General features: G+C 47.1%; 12 protein-coding genes. 11 read left to right on the top strand and 1 reads right to left on the bottom strand.

Annotated features, from left to right (window positions below; all coding sequences use genetic code 11):
* Positions 1-123 precede the first annotated feature (123 nt).
* From JUB15_RS20925 to JUB15_RS20880, 10 genes are all read left to right on the top strand, one after another.
* Positions 124-1,335, top strand: coding sequence for a FecR family protein (locus JUB15_RS20925; protein WP_207514600.1), 1,212 nt, complete (start codon positions 124-126; stop codon positions 1,333-1,335).
* Between the two features lie 561 nt (positions 1,336-1,896).
* On the top strand, positions 1,897-5,304 hold the full coding sequence (locus tag JUB15_RS20920; protein ID WP_242696450.1) for a SusC/RagA family TonB-linked outer membrane protein: 3,408 nt from the start codon (positions 1,897-1,899) through the stop codon (positions 5,302-5,304).
* A 33-nt stretch (positions 5,305-5,337) separates the two neighbouring features.
* Positions 5,338-7,158, top strand: coding sequence for a RagB/SusD family nutrient uptake outer membrane protein (locus tag JUB15_RS20915; protein WP_207514598.1), 1,821 nt, complete (start codon positions 5,338-5,340; stop codon positions 7,156-7,158).
* A gap of 140 nt (positions 7,159-7,298) precedes the next feature.
* Complete coding sequence (locus tag JUB15_RS20910) at positions 7,299-8,612, top strand: LamG-like jellyroll fold domain-containing protein (RefSeq protein WP_207514597.1); 1,314 nt, start codon at positions 7,299-7,301, stop codon at positions 8,610-8,612.
* A 37-nt stretch (positions 8,613-8,649) separates the two neighbouring features.
* The gene (locus tag JUB15_RS20905; RefSeq protein WP_207514596.1) at positions 8,650-9,930 is read left to right on the top strand and encodes an alginate lyase family protein; all 1,281 of its coding nucleotides are present in this window, start codon (positions 8,650-8,652) and stop codon (positions 9,928-9,930) included.
* 347 nt (positions 9,931-10,277) lie between these two features.
* Positions 10,278-10,643, top strand: coding sequence for a hypothetical protein (locus JUB15_RS20900; RefSeq protein WP_207514595.1), 366 nt, complete (start codon positions 10,278-10,280; stop codon positions 10,641-10,643).
* A 129-nt stretch (positions 10,644-10,772) separates the two neighbouring features.
* On the top strand, positions 10,773-11,888 hold the full coding sequence (locus tag JUB15_RS20895) for an efflux RND transporter periplasmic adaptor subunit (protein WP_207514594.1): 1,116 nt from the start codon (positions 10,773-10,775) through the stop codon (positions 11,886-11,888).
* Positions 11,889-11,952: 64 nt separating this feature from the next.
* Positions 11,953-15,129, top strand: coding sequence for an efflux RND transporter permease subunit (locus JUB15_RS20890; RefSeq protein WP_207514593.1), 3,177 nt, complete (start codon positions 11,953-11,955; stop codon positions 15,127-15,129).
* A 162-nt stretch (positions 15,130-15,291) separates the two neighbouring features.
* Positions 15,292-16,740: a TolC family protein gene (locus JUB15_RS20885; protein ID WP_207514592.1), complete on the top strand. Its 1,449-nt coding sequence runs from the start codon at positions 15,292-15,294 to the stop codon at positions 16,738-16,740.
* Between the two features lie 178 nt (positions 16,741-16,918).
* On the top strand, positions 16,919-19,411 hold the full coding sequence (locus JUB15_RS20880; protein ID WP_207514591.1) for a glycoside hydrolase family 95 protein: 2,493 nt from the start codon (positions 16,919-16,921) through the stop codon (positions 19,409-19,411).
* A 79-nt stretch (positions 19,412-19,490) separates the two neighbouring features.
* On the opposite strand, the gene JUB15_RS20875 is transcribed toward JUB15_RS20880, so the two are convergent.
* On the bottom strand, positions 19,491-19,943 hold the full coding sequence (locus JUB15_RS20875; protein WP_207514590.1) for a DUF4488 domain-containing protein: 453 nt from the start codon (positions 19,941-19,943) through the stop codon (positions 19,491-19,493).
* Between the two features lie 198 nt (positions 19,944-20,141).
* On the opposite strand from JUB15_RS20875, the gene JUB15_RS20870 reads away from it, so the two are divergent.
* The gene (locus JUB15_RS20870) at positions 20,142-21,242 is read left to right on the top strand and encodes a mechanosensitive ion channel family protein (protein WP_207514589.1); all 1,101 of its coding nucleotides are present in this window, start codon (positions 20,142-20,144) and stop codon (positions 21,240-21,242) included.
* Positions 21,243-21,283: the final 41 nt, after the last annotated feature.

The raw sequence follows: 21,283 nt of genomic DNA, 5'->3' as shown, positions 1-21,283 counted from the left end.
GGTAAGATATACCTGTATTCCGGGGGCGAAATAAAAAAAAAGAAATTTTTTTAATTTTTTTACCCCCTCGGACATTTTCACCGGACAGTATATACGTTGCCTGAATTTCTAATATGCTCGCTTATGAATGAACAACTGGCAACAGATCTTTTGAGAAGGTTCAGCAGCGGAGAAACTTCCGCAGCTGAAGAGCAGCTTGTTGATGCATGGTACCAGGAACTGATCAACACGGGGGAACTGCAATGGGAGGAAGGAGAAAAAGAATCAGTGCAGGCGACCATGGAAACAAGCTTGCTGCAAAGTATCGAAGCCGCGGAAGAAATGCCGTACGCGCCAGTTCGACGATTTCGTGGCAGAACATGGTGGACTGCGGCCGCCGTACTGATCATTGTATCAGGAGCCGGCTACTATTTAATGAAGAAGCAACCGGCCGCATCAGGTGTTGCAAAAACAGATGTACTGGTAAATGATGTAGCGCCGGGAACTAATAAAGCAGTGCTTACCCTGGCAGATGGCACTACCATCGATCTTGACAATGCTGCAAACGGGATGATAGCAAAGCAGGATAATGCAGAAGTGCTTAAGCCGGAGGAAGGACAACTGGTGTATTCGCCGGATGATAGCAACAAAGGCGAAGGGCCATTGTCCTGGAACAGTCTGGCCACACCGCGAAGCGGACAATACCAGCTGGCGTTGCCCGATGGTTCAAAAGTGTGGCTGAATGCGCAATCTTCTATTCATTACCCCATTGCTTTCCGGGGGAATGAAAGAAGGGTACAAATTACAGGCGAAGTTTACTTTGAAGTAGCGCATAACCCTAAAATGCCTTTTATTGTTGAAAAAGGAGATATGCGGGTTGAGGTGCTGGGAACGCATTTCAATGTAAATGCCTACAATGACGAAAGCGCCATTAAAACAACTTTGCTGGAAGGAAAAGTGAAGGTCGTAAAAGGAGGTTCGGTCAGGTCAACGTCGGCAGTAAATGACCAGACAGCCATATTACGACCGGGAGAACAGGCAGTGATACCAGCAGGATCAGCAAGAACGAAGCAATCTGTTAACAACCAGATCCAGGTTCGTAAAACAGATGTTGACGATGTGGTTGCATGGAAAAACGGTTTATTTCATTTTGAGAATGCCGATGTAAGAACGGTCATGCGCCAGTTGGCAAGATGGTATGATGTAGAGGTAGTTTATCAGGGCGCCTCAGTGAAAAACGATCCCCTGTTTGTTGAGATCTCAAGGAACACGAGGTTATCAGATGTGTTGAAAGTATTGGAGGAATCAGGCAGTGCGAAATTCAGCATCCAGGGAAGAAAGGTCATTGTAAAATAACCCCTTTTATATGCATATCCTATTTGAGGCCGTCTCTGTTATGAACCATAACAGGGAATGTAAAACTGAACCAGAAAGGCTCCACTATTACCATGGAGCAGGCGCCCCTACATTGGGCATCCATTACAAACGACTTTACTCAGGTCTGGCTGCCACTATTTCAATCCTTTTGCAGCCACAAGACGATCCATATAAAAAATATTAACGCAGAACGCGGAACGCAAAACGCTTGAACGCCAATACAGCGATAAGCGCAGGCATTGAGATTTATAGACGACTGTTTAGCTATAACTCGATATGGCGATGCCATGTCCGTAACCAGCGTTATGCGTTGTGCGTTAGGCGTTCAGCGTAAAACCTGAAAGAAAAACCGCCCCGAAGGCGATCGGTGCGGTTTGGCGAATTCAGGTTAAGGCAATAAATGATGCTGATATCCTTATTGTTTAACCCCAACACCCCTGACTGCAACATCAGGGGGTTAAATCCAAATTTATGTATTTAATTCATTGCCTCCACCGCTATTTGCAGAAAATAAAGGTGGGGCGAAAAGAACTGATCCTAATGAATTACCTAACCATTTTTCTATTAGCCACCTGTTTGAATCTTACCGCAGGCGTGTATGCCCAAAAGGTTACCATGTCAGGTGAGAACATTTCATTAAAACAGGTCTTTAAGGAGATCAAGAAGCAAACGGGATATACGTTTGTTTACCGCGAAGTGTTATTGCAAAAGGCCGATAAGGTCAATATAAATGTAAAGAACGCTTCTGTTCAGCAGGTGCTGGATCATTGTTTCAGGAACCAGCCCCTGTCATACACCATCATCAACAACAACATAGTTGTTGTTAAGGAAACAGTGGTTACCCGCCCGCCGGCTCCTACTGTAACCGTTGAAAAACCCGTACGGTTGAATTTTCCCCCGATAAAGATCACCGGTAAGGTATTGTCTGAAACCGGTCAGCCATTGGCAAATGCCAACGTAAATGAAAAGGGCAAAGCCAATTCGGTAATGACCAAAGCCGATGGTACATTCGTTATGATGGTGGATGGTCCAGGATCTATCCTGGTGATATCATATGTAGGTTGCGACGACAAACTGGTGCCTGTAGGCAATCAGACAGACTTCGTGATCAAATTAGCTACCACCCAGGCCCCCATGGAAGAGCAGGTAGTAGTAGGTTATGGTATGTCGAAAAAAGCAACGGTTACCGGTGCGCTCGAACCCGTGAATAACAGGACTTTTGAAAGCAGAGCGGTAACCAATCCGGCGCTGGCCCTGCAGGGTAGTACACCCGGCCTGGTGATCACCAGAACATCTTCCCGCCCGGGCAATGAAACATTGAACATGCAGATCCGTGGCGTTACCTCTGTGAATGGCGGTTCTCCCCTGATCGTTATCGATGGAATACCTGTTGCCGATAACAATATGTTTTATACCATGAACCCCGATGATATTGAATCGGTGAACCTGTTAAAGGATGGTATGGCCGCAATCTTCGGTAGCCGCGCTGCCAATGGCGTTATCCTGGTTACAACTAAACGCGGTAAAGGCAAAATAAAAATTGATTATGGTTACAATGCCCGCATCAATACCCTCGGTATTAAAACGCCTGCCGCTACGATGACGGAATATGCTGCTATGTGGATCGAAGCCGTTAATGCTGATATCAAGAAAGATTACTGGAACTGGAGGTCGATGGATAACCTGAAGAAAATGCAGGAAGGTTACGAAGGCATTTATTCAACCAATGAGTGGGGCGATATTTTCATTGGCAATGCCAATCGCTACGATGAATTATTTGCTACCCGCCTTTCGCAACAGCATAATATCAGTGTTTCGGGTTCTACCGACAGAACCGCCTTCCGCCTGTCAGCCGCCTATGCTGATAACCGCGCGCCCCTGGCCACTGCTTACGATGGCCGCAAACAATACAATGTTCGTCTGAACTATGATTATAAGCTGAGTGAAAAAGTGAAATTGCAAACCGGTGTAACGTATCAGAAAGATATCACTTCTGCTCCTTCCACCAGTTTGCGCATGGAGCTTATTGCATGGGATCCCGCCTTGTTCCCGGCCAAAAATCCATACGGCCAGTGGTATGCCAATTTCAATGTGGGTGATAGGAACTCAACGGCAGCCACTACCGACGGCGGAAGAGATATCAGGGCCAATGACCTGGTAAGGGCCGACATAAAAGGTACAGCCCAGCTGTTGAAGGGCCTTGAAGCGGAAGGTACTGTTTCTTACCAGGTAAATCAGTACCGGATGGATAACTACCAGCTGACGGTGCCCACCTATCGCTGGGACGGTACACTCGCATCGAAGAATATAAATACCATCTCTGACATCAGGGCGCAATCAGATAATACCTTATACCAGAACTATACCGGTTTATTGCGCTACACCAAATCATTTGGCGGCCATCGCATCATAGCTATGGCGGGTATCAATGCTGAGAAGAACGACTATAAGAGTTTGTATGCATACCGTACCAATATCGGTAATGAGGGTGTGTATGACCTGAATGTTGCCCCCACCGATTATGTAGAAGGAAGAGGCGGCCGCAATCAATGGGGTATGTATTCCTATATCAGCCGGTTGAACTACTCTTTCAGAGGCAAATACCTGGTTGAGTTGTTGGGACGTCGTGACGGTTCTTCCCGTTTTGCACCCGGTAATAAATGGTCTAACTTCTACGATGTGTCTGCAGGCTGGGTGTTGACCAATGAAAACTTTATCAGGGACCTTGACATCCCGGACCTGAACTACCTGAAAATCCGCGGTGGTTATGGCGTAATGGGAAATAACGTTAATATCGGCGACTACGATTATATCTCCGACATCGTTATGCGCTCTACTATCTTTGGTAGCGTAGCCTCCAGGCAAACCGTTGCGCAGTTAAACAGGAACGGCCTCACCAGTAATGACCGTACCTGGGAGCGCGTAAGCATGACGAATCTGGGTATGGACCTGATCATGTACCGCAACCGCCTGACGGCAAGGTTAGATGTTTATAAGAAGAAGAACGATGGGATGTTGATCAACATCATATATCCGGCAGTGTTAGGCGGCGATGCGCCTCAGACAAACAATGGTGTACTCGAAGTAAAAGGTTGGGAAGCCATGTTGGGCTGGCGCGATAAGATCGGTGAATTCAGCTATAATGTATCGGTGAATGTATCTGACAGCCGCAACAAACTGGTGGCCCTTGATGGTGCTGCGTCTCCCAATCCGGGATTAGTTGCTGCCGTAGAAGGTCACCCGCTGAACTCCTGGTTCATGTATTCAACCAGAGGCTTTTTTACCGATCAGAAAATGGTTGATCTTTATTACAACAGGTACCAGGCCATTGCAAGAGGAGATATACCTGAACAGCAGAGCGGTGATATCTCGCTTCGGCCTGGCGACACGCGCAAACGCGATGTCAATGGCGACCAGATCATCGATCAGAAAGATATACAATATAAGGGCGACAACGCACCACATTATACATTCGGAATTACCCTCGGCGGCGCCTGGAAGGGCATAGACTTCTCAGCATTCCTGCAAGGCGTGGGCGAGCAATACGTTCAGCGCACGGGCGCACTGGCCTACCCGTTCTGGGATAAGTATACCAACCTAAATGCAAGCTTCCTCGGAAATACCTGGACGCCTGAAAATACCGGTGCCAGGTATCCAAGACTTACTGTAAATAAAGACCGTGCCAAATGGAATTACCAGAACAATGATTTCATGCTGCAAAACAACCGGTATGTTCGTTTGAAATCCCTGATCGTAGGATATACGCTGCCGGAATCAATTGTTTCAAGGGCAAAACTCGAGCGAGTGCGGGTTTATTTCTCAGGCAACGACCTGTTTGAGTTAACCTCTATTAAAGACGGATTCGATCCTGAGCAGGGCACTGATTCCCAATTGAACGGCTATCCGTTTATGAGAACCTGGTCCTTTGGCGTTAACCTTGGTTTATAATCCTGATATCAGATGAGTGTAAAAATTCTACAAATGAAAAACTTTATTATTCCTGCAGCTATCGGCGCTCTGATGTTAGGCGCCGGTGCATGCACGAAAAATTTCCTTGACCTTAAACCTGAAGATAGAATAAGCGAAGCCGTTTATTTCACTAAACCTGACCATTTCAAACTTGCTACCAATGATTTTTATGAAAAAATGATCAGCTGGGAGCCGATCGATGGTAGCAATATCTTTCATTTTATGGACCTGGGTTCAGATCTTACAGCATATATTGGCGATGAACCCCCGGTAAAATATGGCCGGGGCGCCTTTAACGCCCCACTTGACGATATCTACTGGAATAATCCTTATGCTTATATCCGTAGCATAAATATCGTTCTTAATAAAGCAGAAGCCTATCCCGGAAAAAAAGAAGAGATAAAGCAATATGTAGCTGCTGCTAAATTCTTCCGGGCATGGCACCATTTCTTCCTGCTCAAGCGCTTCGGCGGTGTTCCCATCATTACGACGGTGCCCGACGTAGGCGGTGCTGAATTAAGCGCACCGCGTAATAGCCGTTATGAAGTAGTCGATCAGATCCTGGCCGATCTGGATGAAGCCATCGCCGGCCTTCCTACCGAGCAGTCGATCCCGGCCGAAGAAAAAGGCCATGTAAGCAAATGGGCTGCGGAAGCATTCAAAGCCCGCGTATTATTGTATGAAGCTACCTGGCGAAAGTATACCGGCGTCACTACAGATTTCAAAGGTTCTGCCGGACCGGCTTCAGACCAGGTAAACCAGTTTTTAACCGAAGCAATAAGCCTGGCTAAAGACGTAATGCAGAACGGCGGTTATAGACTATGGAACTATAACAGCAACGGCGCTATGCTGAACCGCAGTAATTATTTTCTGTTCAATATAGATGGATCGGGTGGAAACCCGGCAGGCCTCGATAAAACCACCAACAGTGAGTTTATCCTCAAAAGCATCTACGACAATAAACTGCGCCCCGGTGGCATCCTGTTGTCGCATACGATGCAAACCCGTATCCTGCCCAGCCGCAAAATGATGGACATGTACCTGTGCACAGATGGATTGCCGGTGAGCAAGTCGCCCAACTTTAAAGGCTATCAGAAAGTATCAGATGAATACCAGGGCAGGGATTTGCGGTTGCTGAGTTATGTACTGGGAAGCGGAACTGTGCCTGCGAATGGATCAATTACATTGGACGGAAAACTGGGCTATACGAATTATAAATTCTCCGCCAACAACTATCCTACATACCGCAGCAGCGGCCAGGAATCGCAGGATTATCCGCAGATCCGGTTGGCCGAAGTATACCTGATCTATGCCGAAGCTTTGATGGAAAAGAACGGCGCCATCAGCGATGCCGACCTTAACAGCTCTGTCAACCTGTTGCGGGCAAGAGCCGGTGTGGCGCCACTCACCAATGCCCTGGTTGATAATAATGGCCTGAATATGCTCGAAGAGATCAGACGTGAGCGTACGGTGGAATTATACGGTGAATGCTTCCGTTTTGATGACCTCAAACGTTGGGGCATTGCCGAGCGCCAGTTGAACCAGGATGTCTGTGGTATGGTGGTAGGCGGTGCTAATTATGAAACTGAGTTCAAAGTAGCGTCAAAAGAACACCCGGGAACCGACAGTACAACCAGCCTGTATATTCAAAAGAATTATGAGACCGGTACTGCTCCTGCAGAAACGACCATCTCTACCAGGTATGGCGATGTAAAAGCCGTTCTGATCGATGCTGCGGCTAACCGCAATTTTAAAAGAATGCATTATTTATTTCCGATACCATTGCGGCAGATCCAGTTAAATCCGAATCTGGTTCAAAACAATGACTATTAAGAGCAGTTGACAATAGGCAGTTGACATAATGAGAGGAGCAAAAACAATTTCTAGCTCCTATCCAGTCGGGAGATAGCAAATTGATGTCGATTGCCTATTGCCAACCCGCTATTTTGAAAACTGTTTTAATTCCTTATAATATGAAATCATTTATAAAAAATTTGAAGTTCATACCAGCGATAATGGCGGCAGCAGTTGTTTATGCAGGTTGTACCAAATCGCCAGATTTAAAAATCTACGGGTATCCTGCACCGGAACCAAAAGGCATGTTTCCCGATAGCGGTTATGCCGGTTTTAATGAGGTAACAATTGACGGTTCCAGTTTTGGCGACTATAAAAATGCAGTAAAAGTATTTTTTAATGGTATTCAGGCCGATACGATCGTTTCCTGCGTAGATGGTAAGATCGTTGTAAAAGTACCCGGCGATGCCATTAGTGGTAAAGTAAGTTTACAGGTTTGGACACACATGATCGATTCTGTAGGTTCATTCAAAGTGGTTCCCCCGCCGGTTGTAAAAACGGCCAGCAAGGATATTGGTTTACCAGGTGAAACGGTTGAAATAGCTGGTACCGGGTTTGGCGCTGATCCTGCAAAAGTAAAAGTAGATTTTAACGGAACCACTGCAGCTATCACTGAGATTACCGATACGTTGCTGAAAGTGGCTTTACCACAAGGATTTACCTCTGGAAATATACAGGTATCTGTAAATAACTACCCGGTAACCGGACCCCTCTTCAGAGCGGTGGCCTCTGTACCCAATCCCGTTTACTGGCTGGCATTCGAAGGCAACCTGGCCGACAAAATGGGTGGTACTGCTGCTACCTACTCATACAAAGACTGGGGTAAACCTATGAGTTATGCTGCCGGTGTGAACGGTCAGGCAGTTGTATTACCCGGAGCATCTAATTTCTTAACAACGAATAACCAGTTTCTTGCATGCCCGCCACAGATAAGCAAGCATGCAAACATCACCGTTTCCTGCTGGGTAAACTGGTCGAATGATTCCAACTGGGTACAGGAGCCTGTATTTGATTTTGGCCAGGCCAGAGGTCTTCGCATGGCTTTAATGACCAGGATGCAAACCAACCAGGGGCCTAACATGCTGGGCCGGCTGATATTTGAAAAAATACCTGAGTTCACGCCTTTCACCGCATTTGACGCAAAAGCCGACAGACCACTTCCGGCCAAAGAATGGCATCACGTGGCAATGACAATTTCAACTGACGAGCATATCCAAAGAGTTTATATGGATGGTCAGAAGATAGCTGAATTAGCGCTCGATGTGAAAGCAAGCCCAACGCTGTTCAATCATAATAAAGTGTATATCGGTGCACCAACGAACGGAGTGGTGAAAGAACCTGCCTTTGGTGGTATGGTAGATGAATTCGAGATTTTCGATGAGGCGTTGAATGGAGACCAGATATTCGCTCTTTTCTATAAGAACAGGCAATAACAACAAACATTAATTTTTCCAAAAGCTCCAAAATACTATGAAACGACTCGCTGTTATTTCTGTACTTGGCCTGGTGTTGAGTGTATCGATGGTAGATTGCTCAAAAAAAGGCGGCGAAGAGTACGATGAATTATATGATTCTACTAACATTATAACTCCGGTAAAATATATTGATACCTTACCTCCGGGGACGGCATTACTGCATCCCGGCGGATTGAACGTAACCGAAGATTTTGAGCGCATTAAAACGGCGCTTGCTGCGAAACATGTAGAAATTACAGCCGGATGGGAAAAGCTCATAGCTAATAAGCGTGCACAAATTCCATACACACCTAATCCGGTTGAAAAACTGATCAGGGGTGGCAAAAGCCGCGAAGAACCCGATGCGGATAATTATTCCCGCGCAATGAATGATGCGGCGGCGGCTTATCAGTTGGCAATCCGCTGGAAGATCGAAGGCGATACCAGGTACGCTGATAATGCCATTCTAATACTGAATGCCTGGGCTGCTACCTGTAAAAAATTAAGCGGTGACCCCAATGTGTTCCTGGCTGCCGGTTTTTACGGCTACCAGTTTGCGCTGGCCGGTGAACTGATGCGCGATTACCAGAATTGGGCTAAGCAGGACTTCGAGGCATACAAACAGTGGATGCTGACCGTTTTTTATCCGAAGAACCATGACTTCCTGGTAAACCACAATGGTTCCTGCATCGATCACTACTGGGCTAACTGGGACTTAGGGAATATTGCTTCCGTGATGGCCATCGGTATATTGACCGATAAACGTGAGTTGTACAATGAAGCCGTGAATTATTTTCAACGCGGTGGAGGAAACGGCAACATCAGGAAAGCGATCTATTATGTTCACAAAGACCAGGGGCTGGCGCAGTTGCAAGAAAGCGGCCGCGACCAGGGCCATGCTACACTGGTAATTGCGATGTTGGCTACCATTTGCGAAATGGCCTGGCATCAGGGCGATGATTTCTACGGCTTTAACGACAATATGTTCCTGAAAGCATCAGAATATAATGCCAAATACAATATTGCCATGGAAGAAGTGCCCTGGAAGTCCTATGATTACAAGGATTGTGATACAACGGTTGTGCACACGAAAATCAGTGAGGCGGAAAGAGGCGAGGTGCGTCCGATATATACAATGATCTACAACCATTATGTGAAACGCAAAGGATTGACTGCGCCTTACACACTTATAGGGATGAATAGGTCTTACCCCGAAGGTGGTGGCGGAGATTATGGTACAGGCAGCGGCGGCTACGACCAGCTCGGTTTTGGCACCTTGTTATATACCAGGCCATAAGAATAGTTTACAATATCTGAGCAAGATAGAAGATCCAATATCCTAGTATCCCTTACATCTTTTTCTGGCCTGTGTAAGTCAGGAGGCACAGGAACGGAAACTAAATTGACCTCCCCAACATTTTGGGGAGGTCTTTTATTTGCATGTGGTTTTAGCGTTTAGCCCGTATTAGAATGTAATTAAAAATCAATGAGTATTGTTGATGATACACTTAAAAAAACAGGAAAAGGCTGAATAATTTAGAGAGGTTGCAACCGTTTCAACAAATATTTAATCCTTTAAAAGGGAAATATTCTTTTTGCCTTAGTACTTTTGCGCGGCAGTTCACCTGGAAAAAATCCTGATCTGTGAATAACAAGTATATATTTCAATTTATTGTTTATCTACTGTTAGGTACCATCGCGATGGCTGGAACCGGCAGGCACGAGCGATCGCTGAAAAGCGATCTGGCTAATGCCATTAGCATGCCGGTACAGCTGCAGGCGGTGGACCATGAAGACCAGGCTGTTTTCATTAGCCATCATCCGGCCAAAAAGCAAACCAAGTTCAGAACCAGGTTTAGGGCCGCATCTTATTTAAGGATCAGTCACGTGCAGACCACCACACCGGTTGAAACGTACTGTCCACTCTCGGAGTCAGCCCTTCAGAACGCGACCACAGCGCATCTTCCACCATTTTATTACCTGTTTCTTTTCCGGCTCACACCTTTCTGAGTAACGTACATACAAATGCCCGGCCTGCTTATAATATAAGTATGGCGATCGTGTGCTTGCATATTCCTAAATAGATTGTCTGGCCCAATGGCCATTCCATTCATATACTTATTTAAACTTTGTATGAGCATGAAAGCTTTTGCAGCAATTAATATTTTGTGCATAATCTGGCTAACAGGTTGTGGTGTTAAAGGAAATACCGAAAAGGAAGTAGAAGTTATAGAGTTACCTGTTTTTGAATTGAAGAGCAAGGATACTACCCTGCACAAGTCGTACGTGGCAAGCATCAATGCTTATCAGCACGTTGAGCTGCGGGCGAAAGTATCCGGGTTCCTGGAAAATATTATGGTCGATGAAGGGCAGCTGGTAAAGAAAGGACAGGTAATGTTTACCCTGAATGATGCCGAATTTAAAGTACAGCTGTCTGAAGCAAAAGCCTCGTTGACCAGCGCGCAGGCCGAAGTGAAAAGTGCAGAAGTAGAACTGCGCCGGGTTCAGTCGCTCGTAGATAAAAAGATCGTAACCGAAAGCGACCTGGATCTGGCCAATGCCAAGCTCGCTGCTGCAAAAGCGAAAGTAGATGAAGCCCGGGCCAAAGAAGAAAAAGCCAGGATCAGTCTTTCCTATACAACCGTAAGGGCGCCCTTCGATGGCATCATCGACCGCATCCTGCAAAAACGCGGAAGCCTTATTTCAGAAGGCACCCTGCTCACCAGCGTATCGGATATCCATGCCATGCATGTATACTTCAAAGTATCTGAAAAAGAATACCTCAATTATGTAAAAAGTAAACAGGAGGGTAACCGCCAGCAATCTGCTGCCGAGTTACAGCTGGCAGACGGTACTGTTTACAAATACCCAGGAAAAATTGAGACCATGGAAGGGGAGTTTGATACTGAAACCGGTTCTATTGCCTTTAGAGCGGTATTCCCCAATCCTACCAAAATGCTGAAACATGGCGCCAGCGGTAATATCCTGCTTACCACCAATGTTAAAAAAGCATTGATGATACCCCAACGCTCCGTATTGGAGATCCAGGACCGGAACTATGTATTTGTACTGGGCAATGACCTGAAAGTGCGAATGAAAGGCTTTGAACCGGAATCAAGGATCGATGATTTCGTGCTGGTTAAGTCGGGCCTCGACGAAGGCGACCGTATCATCTATGAAGGTGTGCAGAATATCAGAGAGGGAAGTACAATAAAACCGCGTATGATAGCTACAGACAGCCTTGCTGTTAATTGATTGTTGTAATAACAGTCAAACAGTACTTCAATAATATTCTAAAAAAGTAGAAAAACCAGCAAGCATGTTTGAGCTATTTATCAGGCGGCCTATTTTGTCGCTTGTAATTTCCATTGTCATATTATTACTGGGCGTACTGTCCTTATTTTCCCTGCCCGTAACCCAATTCCCCGATATCGTGCCGCCATCGGTAGTGGTAACCGCTACCTATAACGGCGCCAATGCCGACGTTTGTACCAAAGCGGTAGCCGTACCATTGGAGCGGGCCATTAACGGTGTGCCCGGCATGACCTACATGAGTTCGGTGAGCAGTAACAACGGGGTCACCCTGATACAGGTGTTCTTCGAGGTGGGCACCGATCCCGATCTGGCCGCGGTGAATGTGCAGAACCGCGTGACAACCGTACTTGACCAGCTGCCGGAAGAAGTGATCAAAGCCGGTGTTACTTCAGAAAAAGAAGTGAATTCCATGCTGTTGTATTTGAACATCATGAGTGAGGACAGCACCGCCGATGAAGAGTTCATTTACAATTTCACCGACATCAACGTATTGCAGGAGTTAAAACGCATCAACGGGGTGGGCTTCGTAGATATCATGGGTGCCCGTGACTATTCTATGCGGGTATGGTTAAAGCCTGACAAATTATTGGCCTATAATATCTCAACCGAGGAGATCATTACGGCATTGCGTAACCAGAATATCGAAGCGGCGCCCGGTTCAACCGGTGAAAACTCCGGCAAGGACAAACAGGCCAAACAATACATTTTAAAATATACCGGTAAATTCAACACGCCTGATCAATACAAGAATGTGGTCTTGCGGGCCAATGACGACGGATCCCTGTTGCGGTTGAAAGACATAGCAGATGTAGAGTTCGGTACAGTGAGTTACGACATGGTGTCGAAAACAGATGGCCGTCCCTCGGCGTCTATCCTCATAAAACAACGGCCGGGCTCCAATGCGAGGGAAGTGATCCAGACCATCAAGGCCAAGATGGAAGAGCTGAAAGAAACTTCCTTCCCGCCCGGCATGACCTATAACTATGCCTACGACGTATCACGCTTTCTGGATGCGAGCATTCATGAAGTGCTGCGCACTTTGATGGAAGCATTCATCCTGGTGTTTATCGTAGTGTTCATCTTCCTGCAGGACTTCCGTTCTACCCTCATCCCTGCATTGGCGGTACCCGTAGCCCTGATCGGTACCCTCGCATTTATGCAAATGCTCGGCTTCTCCATCAACATGTTAACGCTGTTCGCCCTGGTACTGGCCATTGGTATCGTGGTAGATAATGCGATCGTGGTGGTGGAAGCGGTGCACGTAAAAATGACCGAGGAACATTTGCCGCCAACCGAAGCCACCATTGCGGCCATGAAAGAAATTGGCGGCGCTATTGTCGCCATCACAGGCGTAATGTCGGCAGTGTTTGTACCCGTTGCCTTCCTCTCCGGGCCGGTGGGGGTATTCTACCGGCAGTTCTCACTGACACTGGCAATGTCGATCGTGATCTCCGGTATTAATGCCTTAACGCTCACACCGGCCCTGTGCGCCCTGATGTTGAAGCATAACCACGGGAAGAAGCGAAAGAAAAACCTGCTGGATAAATTCTTCGGCGGTTTTAACAAAGTGTACAATAAAACGGAAGCATCCTATGGCCGGATGGTGCAGAAGATGGTAAAGCGTAAAGCGATCACCCTGGGCATGCTGGCATTCTTTTGCGTGGCTACCTGGGGCATCTCGAAATTCCTGCCTTCCGGTTTTATTCCGGCCGAAGACCAGAGTATGATCTATGTGAACGTTACCACACCACCCGGTTCAACGGTTGAACGTACGGAGGAAGTGCTTGACCTGGTGCAAAAAGCCATAGCCGGTGAAAAGAGCATCGATAATGTGAGCACCCTGGCCGGTTATAGTTTGATGAGTGACGTTTCCGGTGCATCGTATGGCATGGCCATGATCAATTTAAAAACCTGGGATGAAAGAGATGAAAGCGTGGAAGAGATCATGAAGGTGCTAAAGAGCCGTACCAGTCATATCTCCGATGCGGTGGTTGAATACTTTGAACCACCTACCGTTCCTGGTTTTGGTAATGCCGGCGGTTTTGAATTCCGGTTATTGAATAAGAACCGAAATTCCAGCTTGCAGGAGATGGCAGAAGTGTCAGACAAATTCCTGACCACGCTGAAACAGCATCCTGCTATCTCGGGCGCCAATACCAGCTTTAATCCCAACTTCCCGCAATACCTGATCCATGTTGACCAGGAAATGGCTGCCAAACAGGGCGTAAGTGTTGCAGATGCGATGAACACATTGCAAACGCTGCTGGGTAGTTATTATGCCACCAACTTTATCCGTTTCGAACAGATGTATAAAGTGATGTTGCAGGCCCTGCCGTTTTACCGCGCCAACCCTGAAGACGTGTTAAAGTTATATGTGAAGAACGACAAAGGCGAAATGGTGCCTTATTCCAATTTCATCACCATGGAAAAGGTATACGGTCCCGAACAAATATCCCGGTATAATATGTACACGGCGGCCATGATCAACGGTGACGCTACACCGGGTTACTCGAGCGGACAGGCTATCAATGCCATTCAGCACGTAGCAGATAGCGTTTTACCAAAAGGGTATACGTATGAATGGAGCGGCATGACGCGTGAGCAGATCATTTCGGGTAACCAGGCCGTTTATATTTTTATAGTCTGTTTAGTGTTTGTATACCTGTTGCTGGCCGCACAATACGAAAGCTTTTTGCTGCCGCTGGCGGTGATCCTGTCACTGCCAGCCGGTGTGGCCGGTGCGTTTGGTTTGTTATGGGCAATGGGTTTGGAGAATAATATTTATGCACAGGTAGCGTTGATCATGTTGATCGGGTTGCTGGCCAAGAATGCCATCCTTATTGTGGAAGTGGCCGTGCAACGGCGACGGGCAGGTGCTTCCGTAGTGGAAGCCGCCAAACAAGGCGCCGTATCGAGGTTGCGCCCGATCCTGATGACGTCATTCGCTTTCATTGCCGGTCTGATACCCTTGTGTATAGCCAGTGGCGCAGGCGCTATGGGTAACCGTTCCATCGGGAACGCTGCTGCCGGCGGTATGTTGATCGGTACCATCTTTGGAATTTTCCTGATTCCGGGATTGTATGGATTGTTCATGCTCAGCCGTAAAAGAAGATTGAAGAAGAATGCGAAGATCGCCGACGGTGAGCCGCTGACTGAGCATATGGTACATGAGGAGTCGTGAAATCGGAAATCAGAGGCCAGAAGTCAGAGGTCAGAAGTCGGAAGTCAGAAAAGGCAGGAGGCAGTGAATTTGAGGTGGTGAAAGTAAAGTTGTGAATTGAGAATTTCGGGAGCTATTCACCACTCACCATTGACCATTCACCAACATTAACGTAATTAAATAATGAAACATAAATTTTTAGGGTTTTTTGTTGTTTTAGCCGTTGGCACAGTGACGGGTTGCAAAGTAATGCAGCCGTCACCTTTGCCACGGGTTAAACCATTGCCGGAGCGGTATAGCGATACAACCGGTGTCACAACCGCCGGTACTGATTCAACGAGGTTGGCGTTCAAGGAAATATTTCCCGATACCCGGTTGCACAATTTTATTGAATCGGCCTTAAAAGATAATACCGATCTGAACATGGCCATGCAACGCATTGCCATGGCGCATGCCCGCCTGGCAGAACGGAAAGGCGCTTTTTTACCTTCCGTAAATGGCGTTGTTAGTGCAGCGGCAGACAGGTACGGCGATTACACGCTGAATGGGGTAGGTAATTTCGACACCAATTTGTCGCCCAACATTGGCAAAGACCAGAAGATACCCGTGAGCCCAACCACTGATATGTTCATTGGCTTCACCAGCTCCTGGGAGATAGATCTTTGGGGTAAACTGCGCCATCAGAAGAAAGCCGCACAGGCAGAGCTGCTGGCAACAGAAAAGGGCAGGCAATTGATCATAACGTCACTGGTAGCCACACTTGCAGAAGGCTACTATAATTTATTGGGCCTCGATACAGAACTTGAAATTGTAAAAAAGAACATAGAGCTTCAACAACACGCCGTGGAAATTGTGGAAGCGCAAAAAGCGGGCGGTCGCGCCAATGAGCTGGCGGTGCAGCAATTCAGGGCCCAATTACTGAATACCCGGGGTATTGAATATCGTATCCTGCAGGAACGCACCCGCGTTGAGAATGAATTGAATGCCCTGGCCGGTAAATACCCCGGGCAGATCAGCCGCGATACGGCATTGCCCGAATCGGTAGCAGTTTCATTGGAAAGCGGATTACCCGCCAGCCTCTTATCGGCCCGGCCTGATGTACAGCAGGCAGAATATGATATGCGGGCCAGTAACGAAATGGTGCAGGCAGCCCGGGCGGCTTTTTTGCCATCATTAACGCTTAACCCATACATAGCACTCAATGCATTTACACCTTCACTGCTATTCAATGCGGGCAGCGCAGCTTACGGCATCGCCGGTGGGCTTACTGCCCCGTTGTTTCAGCAACGCCGGTTGAAAGCCCAATACGTGATGGCCAATGCAGCCAGCAGGGAATCGGTATATAACTACCAGCAAAAGTTGCTGAATGCCTACAGCGAAGTGGTCACCAATATGAGTGCGGTGGAGAATTTCAAAAAATCGTATGCCCTCAAGTTGCAGGAAGTGCAGGAATTACAGGCAGCCGTTTCATCGGCCCGGGAATTATACCTTACCGGTTATGCCTCTTACCTGGAGGTGATCACGGCGCAAAAGAATGTGCTGGAGGCAGAGTTGCAATTACTGGAGCAGAAGAAAAATATTTATATCTCTCAAATCCAGCTGTACCGTTCCCTGGGCGGAGGCTGGGAATGATGGGTCGCGAACAAAAGATCCAGGGAAAGCGAAAAGGCGGGCAGCGGTTTTTACCGCTGCCCTTTTTTTGGCAGCTACAATAAAAATTGAACCAAAAGGGACAATTATTGAACCTGTTTTAACGCTGCGGCAAATAGGTTTGCCACATCATTAAAGTTGTTATAATTTCCAGCTACATATGAAAAAAACAACCTGCCCGTCAGCCTCGCTTTCATCAGTTGTTTTGGCTTTGCTGCTGTCCTTTGCGCTTAGTGCACAACAAGCTGATCCCAACCCCATGCGGCTCTGGTACGACAAACCGGCGGCTGGTTGGAATGAAGCCCTGCCTATAGGCAATGGCCGCCTGGCAGCCATGGTGTTTGGCGATGTAAACAATGAACGCCTGCAGTTGAACGAAGAAACGATCTGGGCCGGAGAACCCGGTAACAATATCATTCCAAATGTATACGATTCCATTCAGCAGATAAGGAAACTGCTGTTTGAAGGCAGGAATAAGGAAGCGCAGGACCTCTCGAACAAAACATTTCCACGTAATGCGCCTGCTGGTTGCAATTATGGAATGCCTTACCAAACTGCCGGTAATTTGATGATCCGGTTTCACGACCAGGATAACATAACCACCTACCAGCGCGACCTCGATATCAGCAATGCCATTGCCACTGTCTCTTACGAGTCGAACGGCGTCAGGTATAAGCGCGAGTACATAGCACCGGTCACAGATAATATTATTATGGTACGCTTCTCGGCCAGCAAGCCAGGCAGCTTATCCTGTACCCTGGGCATGACAACGCCGTATAAAGAATATACCATTCAAACCCGACAGGGAAAATTAATGCTGACCGGTGTTTCTTCCAATAACGATAACAAAACCGGCAGGCTGCGGTACCAGGTGCAGGTATTGCCAAAAGCAGAAGGTGGTAAACTTTCGTTTACTGATACCGGTATTGTGATCAGCAAAGCCAATGCCGTTACGCTTTATATGGCAATTGGCACCAATTTCATCAATTATAAAGACATCAGCGGCAATGAAGCGGCAAAAGCGACGAAGGCGCTCACTGCCGCAACAGCCAAACCATTCGGCGCTATTAAAGAGGCGCACATAGCAGCCTACAAAAAATATTTCGATCGCGTTCAGCTCAACCTGGGCGCTACCGCTTCCATGGCAAAACCAACCGATGTTCGCATCGCAGAATTTATCAATGGGAATGATCCGGCCCTGGTACCATTGTATTTTCAGTTCGGCCGTTACCTGCTCATCACGAGCTCCTGGCCCGGCAGTCAACCCGCCAACCTGCAGGGAAAATGGAATGATAAGCTAAGTCCGCCCTGGGATAGCAAATACACGGTGAACATCAATACCGAAATGAATTACTGGCCGGCAGAAGTTACTGCATTACCCGAAATGCATGAACCCCTCTTCACCATGTTGAAAGAGCTGGCGGAAACGGGGAAGGAGAGCGCGCAGCAGATGTACCGTGCACGGGGCTGGAACCTGCATCACAATACCGATCTGTGGCGAATAACGGGGCCGGTAGACGGTGGTTTTTATGGCATGTGGCCCATGGGCGGCGCCTGGTTGAGCCAGCACCTGTGGCAGCATTACCTGTACACTGGTGACAAGGCATTTTTAAAAAACATATACCCGGTATTGAAAGGCGCTGCTTTATTTTATGTAGATGTATTGCAGCAGGAGCCATCGCACAACTGGCTGGTGGTAGCGCCCTCCATGTCGCCAGAGAACACATACATGAGTGGCGTGGGTATCAGTGCGGGTACTACAATGGACAATCAACTGGTATTTGATGTGTTTTCCAATGCCATTCATGCTGCAACCATTCTATCATTAGATAAAAACTTTACGGATACCTTACAAACCATGATAAAACGGTTGCCGCCTATGCAGGTAGGGCAATACGGCCAGTTACAGGAATGGCTGCAGGACCTTGACAAAGCGGATGACCAGCACCGGCATGTGTCGCATTTATACGGATTATTCCCCAGCAACCAGATCTCGCCGGGAAATAGTCCGGAGCTGTTTGAAGCAGCGCGGAATACGCTGGTTATGCGGGGCGATAAATCGACCGGCTGGTCCATGGGGTGGAAAGTGAATTTATGGGCGCGCCTGCTCGATGGCAACCGGGCGTATAAACTGATAACCGACCAGCTTACGCCCGCGCCGTTGGAACAACATGGACAGAACGGCGGCACCTATCCCAACCTCTTTGATGCGCATCCCCCTTTCCAGATCGATGGTAATTTCGGTTGTACATCAGGTATTGCCGAAATGCTGATGCAGTCGCACGATGGGGCCATTCATTTATTGCCTGCCATTCCCGATCAATGGAAACAGGGAAGTGTAAAGGGACTGGTAGCGCGGGGCGGCTTTGTTATCGACATGAAATGGGCAGCAGGCAGGCTCACCTATGTAAAAATACGATCCAGGTTAGGCGGCAACTGCCGGTTACGCGTCCCCGGCGCACTGACGCCTAAAGGAAAGATAACATTACAGCCGGCCGGCGGCAGCAATCCTAATCCATTTTATGCCGTGGCAGCCATCAGCAAACCAATAGTATCCGAAAAAGCAACACTTAAAGGCATTACGCTGAATACAGGCAATCTGTATGACTTTAATACCATGGCTGGAATGACATATGAATTTGAACATCGCTGAGTTGTTGCCGGATAATTACTGACCTGTAAGGTCTGCATTAGCAACTTGCCCGGCCGGTAGGTTAAGCGGACCTGACAGGTCATTCTCCTTTCACCCGTACATATTTCTCAATATTCAGCCGGTCGATATTCGTACCGGCTACTTTTTCCTTGCCTTGTTGTATGAGCGTATCATTGTGAATGGTAACCGTAAAATGAAATTCATTGTTCTCCCAGGCGCGGTCGCTGCAGTATTGCAGGTGCTCCGTATAAGTACTGTCTTTTAACGTGTAGGTACCGCCGCCGGCAGAGAAGAAGGCATTGGCCGAATCTTTACCCTGTTTAAGATCATGCCCCATAAAACAGAAATGAGAATCATTGATCACCTTAATGAATTTTTTGTCCTTTGTATAATCAGTAACGGTTGTATCATTTTTTTCGATAATGGTTCCCGTTAGCAATTGCCAGGTGCCCGTAAGAGATGCGGCTGGTTTCTTATCGGTATTACAGGCGGCTAACAGGGCTAGCAGGGCAAGTACTGGGATTGGTCTCATGTGTCAGGTTATTTTCTTTTAAAGATATGTAATTGCCTGATTAAACATCAAAGCGATGGCAGCCACCTTTTCGCCTTTTGTTTTAATACTGGCTGAAAGCAATACATTAAAACATTATTACAAGATCATTAAGATTTAGTGAAGCAGGCGCCATTGACTGACATGGCATGGAATTTTCGGGTCAAAAGGAAAAAAAGCATGGAGTGGTGGGATAAGATCATATTGGGAAACAGTTTGTTAAATTGGTTAATAGCTTTTGGTATTATTCTTGGTTCCTGGGCAGTAATACGTATAGGCCGGTCAATTTTGTTAAAACGTTTTAAAAGTTTTTCAGCACATACCCGTACAACGATCGACGATTTTATTGTGCAATTGGCAGAGGGAGCGCTGATCCCCGCTTTGTACCTGGGTGCTTTATATGCCGGTCTTTCCTATCTGGCATTAAGTCCTAAAGTTGACAGGTTACTGCAAATTGCCGTAATGGTCGTAGTTACCTTTATCATTATCAAAACGATTACCTCAGCATTGAATTATTTGATCAACAATGCACTGGGACATAGCAGGGAAGACATTGAAAAGCGCAAGCAGGTACGGGGCATCATCATTATTGTAAATGTGGTGTTGTGGATCCTGGCGCTGGTGTTCCTCGTGAATAACTTAGGGTATAATATAACGTCGGTGATCACTGGCCTGGGTATTGGTGGTGTGGCCATAGCGCTAGCATCTCAAAACATTTTAGGCGATCTGTTCAACTACTTTGTTATCTTCTTCGATAAGCCATTCGAAATAGACGATTTTATCATTGTAGACGATAAAATGGGTTCCGTAGAATATATTGGCGTGAAAAGCACCCGCATCAGGACCCTCAGTGGTGAGCAGTTGATCTGTTCAAATACCAACCTCGTGAACTCCCGTATTCACAATTACAAACGCATGGAAAAACGGCGCGTACAGTTCAACTTCGGGGTGGTGTACAACACGCCGCCTGAGAAAGTGGAAAAAATACCAGGTTTGGTAAAAGACATCATTTTAGCGCAAAAAGATACCACATTCGACCGGGCGCATTTTTCTGCGTTCGGGCAGTTTAGCCTGACCTTTGAGGTGGTATATTTCATCTTAAGCCCCGATTATAATTTGTATATGGATCGCCAGCAGGCTATTTACATGGCCATTTTGAACACGTTTAAAAAAGAAGGTATTCAGTTCGCATTGCCGACACAAACTTTGTTGTTCAGTAACGGGCCCGGGCCATTTGCCAATGGATCTGTTAATAATCCCCAACCGGAAATTAAAAGCTAATAAAAATTATGTTGCACTCTTCGGTTGAGTGTGGCACATAT

Origin of the sequence: Longitalea luteola (assembly GCF_017356035.1) — a bacterium.
Classification (GTDB): domain Bacteria; phylum Bacteroidota; class Bacteroidia; order Chitinophagales; family Chitinophagaceae; genus Niastella; species Niastella luteola.
This window is presented reverse-complemented; position numbering and strand designations above follow the sequence as displayed.

Bases quoted from the DNA above. Each gene is read 5' to 3' on its own strand.
- JUB15_RS20925 (WP_207514600.1), top strand. From the start codon at position 124: ATGAATGAACAACTGGCAACAGATCTTTTGAGAAGGTTCAGCAGCGGA.
- JUB15_RS20920 (WP_242696450.1), top strand. From the start codon at position 1,897: ATGAATTACCTAACCATTTTTCTATTAGCCACCTGTTTGAATCTTACC.
- JUB15_RS20915 (WP_207514598.1), top strand. From the start codon at position 5,338: ATGAAAAACTTTATTATTCCTGCAGCTATCGGCGCTCTGATGTTAGGC.
- JUB15_RS20910 (WP_207514597.1), top strand. From the start codon at position 7,299: ATGAAATCATTTATAAAAAATTTGAAGTTCATACCAGCGATAATGGCG.
- JUB15_RS20905 (WP_207514596.1), top strand. From the start codon at position 8,650: ATGAAACGACTCGCTGTTATTTCTGTACTTGGCCTGGTGTTGAGTGTA.
- JUB15_RS20895 (WP_207514594.1), top strand. From the start codon at position 10,773: ATGAAAGCTTTTGCAGCAATTAATATTTTGTGCATAATCTGGCTAACA.
- JUB15_RS20890 (WP_207514593.1), top strand. From the start codon at position 11,953: ATGTTTGAGCTATTTATCAGGCGGCCTATTTTGTCGCTTGTAATTTCC.
- JUB15_RS20885 (WP_207514592.1), top strand. From the start codon at position 15,292: ATGAAACATAAATTTTTAGGGTTTTTTGTTGTTTTAGCCGTTGGCACA.
- JUB15_RS20880 (WP_207514591.1), top strand. From the start codon at position 16,919: ATGAAAAAAACAACCTGCCCGTCAGCCTCGCTTTCATCAGTTGTTTTG.
- JUB15_RS20875 (WP_207514590.1), bottom strand. From the start codon at position 19,943: ATGAGACCAATCCCAGTACTTGCCCTGCTAGCCCTGTTAGCCGCCTGT.
- JUB15_RS20870 (WP_207514589.1), top strand. From the start codon at position 20,142: ATGGAGTGGTGGGATAAGATCATATTGGGAAACAGTTTGTTAAATTGG.